This is a genomic window from Nitrosomonas halophila (genome assembly GCF_900107165.1).
Taxonomy (GTDB): Bacteria; Pseudomonadota; Gammaproteobacteria; order Burkholderiales; family Nitrosomonadaceae; genus Nitrosomonas; species Nitrosomonas halophila.
Map to the genome: position 1 here is coordinate 1 of NZ_FNOY01000114.1, position 4,438 is coordinate 4,438.

Genomic DNA, 4,438 nt, shown 5'->3' on the forward strand with positions numbered 1-4,438 from the left:
GATGATGCTAGATGCAAGTATAGTCTTGCGATCTGGCCAATCATCTGTTCCATATACGTTATCCAGTCACTAAGTTAGATCATTTAGTTTAGTGACTGGGTAACCTCGCTATCTTCCCTGATTACACCTTGCAAAGAGCAATCAAAAATCCTTCCAGAAGTATAAATTTTCCCTATTTTTTAGCATTTTTCTTATCACTGTTCTTCCTTAATAAATCACAATAGTCGCTTTTCATCTTTGCAAGAAGTTTCGATATGGCTAGAAAGTGAGAATTCTTAGTCTTTACGGAACGAATATTTCGTTGTTAGTTGCTGCGCACTTCTCTTCTATCTTCACCACAAAATCTTTTTCAAGCCATTCTTTGTCCAGTGACAATCATCTTCGCTCGGTACCCTATCAAAGCCTTTGTCATGAATGCATAATGTTATCCGTTTTATTATGGTTGTGTGCCACTTTCCGCCGACCAAGTGATGGGCACACCACACTGCAGTTCAATTCTTACCACCAGATCACACTATTATCCATTGGATCTTCTGATAGTGGAACCTAAAACTATCAGAAAGTTAATATGAATAAATACCCCTTTGTTCTGATAGCTGCCTTGATAACAGCTTTGTTCAATTTGCATCACATTTAATGATGCGCGTGCCGGCCAGTCTGTCGTGCAGAAACTGATGCTCTCTGTCAAAGAAAGCCCACCACAATCCAAAACCCATCAGACCAATACCAAGGGAAGCAAAAAGGTAACGCGTAATGGCTTGCCGGGTGTTTATTTTTAGTCCATCCGCTGAAATCAATCGTAATTTCCAGGTTTGCATGGCTAATGTCCTGCCACCATGAGTCCAAAACCAGATGAAATAAGCTCCACCTACACATAAAAGATAAAACTGAAATAGCGGCCTAAAATATCCAGCAGTGGTGTCCTGAAAGATAAGATGAAACAAGAAACTGGCAATAAACCATACAGCCAGTAGCAATATGGTTTCATACAATAGGGCTAGCGCACGACGCCAGAACCCTGGGGAGGAGGCATTTTTCATAATTGGTTCTCTTTTATATTGATAAATGAAATCAATCTTTCAGGCTTGTATTGCCAATAAACCGATCAGTATGGCTGCTGCAGTAAACAATTATCGTGAATTGTTGTGTAGGGACAGGGCGGATCAATTCATTGGGATACAATTTGAGATGTTGAACCGTTTGATTCATTTCGATAAATTGATTTCAATCGAGATGTGGCCTATTTTATCAAGAGCACCAGAAACTGGGAGCCATATATTCGGTTTTAATAATAGAGCATTGATTCCAGTAAATATATTTTATGCCTCTGAACTATTTTCTGATTTGGGTGTGGAGCATGAAATGCACCCCGCACGTATATTTATTAGCAGCAATCATCGTGCGTCGGGTGCATTTATGATGCATTATATGACTGATGAGGGATCATCTTGGATTGTTGTCTATGTCACCGTACTATCTTATAAAAATATTAATGCAGTGCATGATCATGATAATGTTCGATTGAGCCAGAGCGCTGCAGTGAACAACAGTATTGCACCTGCTTGGTGTGCTGCTGCGAATGTCAACGGTACCGACAATAATAAGGTTGTTATGCCTAATCCTACCTGAATCATTAGGGCGAGTATCAGCAGATGTGACGCGAGGCGGGCCGAGGCTGGTAGCGAGATATTTCTGGCTTTAAACCAGAAATATGGGACTGTGAATATTAACAACCAAGCAATTAAACGATGGTCAAACTGAACCGTTGTAATATTATCGAAAAAATTCCTATACCAAGGTTCTAGTACGAACATGGCCGGTGGAATCAAATAACCATCCATCAAGGGAAAGGTGTTATACGCTTTGCCTGCGTGTATACCTGCGACCAGTCCGCCGGACAGCACCATGACAAAGATCAGGCCTGTTAGCGAGAATGAAAAGCGACGCAGCCAAGGTATGGATGTTGCGGCGGTTGTATCTGGTGTGTGTGTCTTCTTTGGCGCAAGCAAGCCCGTGGCAACCCAGAACATGGCTGCATAGATGATGAAGGCCAATCCTAAATGTGCAGTTAACCGATATTGGCTGACATAAATATTATCAGCCAATCCGCTCATGACCATATACCACCCCATGAATCCCTGCAGTCCGCCGAGTATGAAAATGCCCAGAAGCTTCAAACCCAGCTTGCGATCAACGCGCTTACGCGCAACAAAATAAACGAAAGGAATGAAATAAACCAGTCCGATCAAGCGGCCTAGCAAGCGATGGAAATATTCCCACCAGAAAATTCCCTTGAACTCGTCTAGAGTCATGCCTTTATTGACTTTCTCGTATTGCGGAATTTGACGATATTTGTCTAGTAAAATTTCCCAGTCTTCTTGCGTAATAGGCGGAATGGTGCCGATAATGGGCTGCCATTCCACGATAGAGAGCCCTGAGCCAGTCAGGCGCGTCACGCCGCCTACGACCACCATCGCGAAAACCAATGCGCAACAGATCAATAGCCACACAGCGATCGCTGTGTGGCTATTGATCTGGGAAGTGGATGGTTCAGGTTTTATGGGTTTGTATGAGCTTATATGCATGGTTTTCTATCAATCAAGTTTGCTGATGACGTATTAAACGTTGTTTGTCACGTTCCCATTCCTTGCGCTTTTCGCTCTCACGTTTATCATATTGCTTCTTGCCTTTGGCAAGCCCAATTTCCAGTTTGATTCTACCTGCTTTATAATGCATGTCCAACGGAACCAGCGTGTACCCAGATCGCTCGACTTTTCCAATGAGCTGGCTAATCTGTGCCGCATGCAGTAACAATTTACGTGTTCTTACGGGATCAGGATGAACATGTGTGGATGCCGCTGGCAATGAGCTGATATGACAACCGATAAGGAATAATTCGCCGTTGCGGATAATAATGTATGCTTCTTTCAATTGAATGCGTCCCGCGCGGATTGCCTTGACTTCCCATCCTTCCAGAACAATGCCCGCTTCGTATTTTTCCTCGATGAAATAATCGTGAAAAGCTTTTTTATTTTGCGCAATACTCATCGAAATAAAACAAGGATAATGGTATATGACTTTTGTGAAATTTTCGTTTAGTGTAACAGTTTTTAGTCTTGATTCGCCCGAAATAAGGTAATTTATCGTATGGCTGAAATAGAAAAATCGGTTTTGGTGGGTTACTCGGCAACACAGATGTTTAATCTGGTAGATACCGTAGAAAACTATCCAGATTTCTTGCCATGGTGCTCAGGTGCCTCCATGGAATTACAAGATGATGAAACTGCGCATGCCACTGTCAATATAGATTATCACCACATCAAACATAGTTTTACGACTAAAAATATTCGCCGTCCACCCGAATTGATCGAAATGGAATTGCTTGAGGGTCCCTTCGAACATCTAGATGGGCATTGGCGCTTCATTCCATTGTCAGAGAATGCCTGCAAGATAGAGTTCCGGCTGCATTATACTTTCTCGCATAAACTGCTGGAAAAATTGGTGGGGCCTGTTTTTTATGTAATTGCCAACAATTTTGTAGAAGCATTTGTTGAGCGAGCAGAAGCGATTTATGGTTCCTCTATCTGAGCAACGAACAAGTATTATGATCGAGGTGGCTTATGCCTTGCCCCATGATCAGTTCCTCAAGCGTTTTGAGGTGCCTGTTGGAACTTCACTTGCGCAGGCAATTCAGTTGTCCGGTGTTTGTCAGCCATATCCAGAAATTGATTGCACCGGACTCAAAACCGGAATCTTCGGCAAGATCGTCAGCGCGGATACCGTGCTACAGCCCCATGATCGTATTGAAATATATCGACCACTTGCAATTGATCCCAAGGAGAAACGCAGGTTGAAATCCAGGAAGCGTACCAGAGCGGATCGTTAATGTACGGCTGGCTAGTTCTACTTTGTCAGATTCAAATAATTCCAATGAGGCATCCAGTTGATGTATAATAAGCCATTGTTTTATATATGTTAATCACGATCATGTCGTGAAAATACTAAACAGTCTCTCAAATCTGCCCTACAGGGGCTCCCAGAAGCGCTTGGCGCGCATTTATCTTCATTTTCATCATTTTTCGTCTCCTCGACGTGCGATGCAACAGCGACGTTTTATGGTTATCTGCGTGGACTGTTTCAATCCGATCGGGCGACCATGCTGCGCATGGGCGAAGTAAACGGGGTTGATCACCAGGCTATGCAACACATGCTGACATCTGGTGCAATTGATTGGCATGGATTTGGTGCACAGATCGCGCGTGAAGCGGACGCGCTATTGGGTGGCGACAAAGCCACTTTGATCATTGATGAGAGTGGTTTTGCGAAGAAGGGTGAAGCCTCAACAGGGGTTGCGAGGCAATGGAACGGCCGTCTGGGGAAGGTAGACAATTGCCAGGTTGGCGTATTTGCCAACCTGTGCCGGGACAGCATGGCAAGT

Annotated in this window: 6 protein-coding genes; 3 read left to right on the forward strand and 3 right to left on the reverse strand. The window is 43.6% G+C overall.

Translation table 11 applies throughout. The features are described 5' to 3' along the window. Positions 1–617 precede the first annotated feature (617 nt). From BLV85_RS14250 to smpB, 3 genes are all read right to left on the reverse strand, one after another. Positions 618–1,040: an RDD family protein gene (locus BLV85_RS14250; RefSeq protein WP_090415886.1), complete on the reverse strand. Its 423-nt coding sequence runs from the start codon at positions 1,038–1,040 to the stop codon at positions 618–620. A 465-nt stretch (positions 1,041–1,505) separates the two neighbouring features. Continuing rightward, positions 1,506–2,585 (reverse strand): COX15/CtaA family protein, encoded by a 1,080-nt coding sequence (locus tag BLV85_RS14255; RefSeq protein ID WP_090415887.1) that lies wholly within the window; start codon positions 2,583–2,585, stop codon positions 1,506–1,508. A 13-nt stretch (positions 2,586–2,598) separates the two neighbouring features. Continuing rightward, on the reverse strand, positions 2,599–3,048 hold the full coding sequence (gene smpB, locus BLV85_RS14260) for an SsrA-binding protein SmpB (protein ID WP_090415888.1): 450 nt from the start codon (positions 3,046–3,048) through the stop codon (positions 2,599–2,601). A 99-nt stretch (positions 3,049–3,147) separates the two neighbouring features. Here smpB and BLV85_RS14265 point away from each other — a divergent pair, with 99 nt between their 5' ends. From BLV85_RS14265 to BLV85_RS14275, 3 genes are all read left to right on the forward strand, one after another. Next, positions 3,148–3,588, forward strand: coding sequence for a type II toxin-antitoxin system RatA family toxin (locus BLV85_RS14265; RefSeq protein ID WP_090415889.1), 441 nt, complete (start codon positions 3,148–3,150; stop codon positions 3,586–3,588). Next, positions 3,572–3,886 (forward strand): RnfH family protein, encoded by a 315-nt coding sequence (locus BLV85_RS14270; protein WP_090415890.1) that lies wholly within the window; start codon positions 3,572–3,574, stop codon positions 3,884–3,886. The genes BLV85_RS14265 and BLV85_RS14270 overlap by 17 nt, the downstream gene beginning before the upstream one ends. A gap of 237 nt (positions 3,887–4,123) precedes the next feature. After that, positions 4,124–4,438: transposase (locus tag BLV85_RS14275; protein ID WP_342707118.1), on the forward strand; the 315-nt coding region annotated here is incomplete at its 3' end.

What these genes read in the sequence shown, in the direction of transcription:
- BLV85_RS14250 (WP_090415886.1), bottom strand. Translation starts at nt 1,040, where the DNA reads ATGAAAAATGCCTCCTCCCCAGGGTTCTGGCGTCGTGCGCTAGCCCTA.
- BLV85_RS14255 (WP_090415887.1), bottom strand. Translation starts at nt 2,585, where the DNA reads ATGCATATAAGCTCATACAAACCCATAAAACCTGAACCATCCACTTCC.
- smpB (WP_090415888.1), bottom strand. Translation starts at nt 3,048, where the DNA reads ATGAGTATTGCGCAAAATAAAAAAGCTTTTCACGATTATTTCATCGAG.
- BLV85_RS14265 (WP_090415889.1), top strand. Translation starts at nt 3,148, where the DNA reads ATGGCTGAAATAGAAAAATCGGTTTTGGTGGGTTACTCGGCAACACAG.
- BLV85_RS14270 (WP_090415890.1), top strand. Translation starts at nt 3,572, where the DNA reads ATGGTTCCTCTATCTGAGCAACGAACAAGTATTATGATCGAGGTGGCT.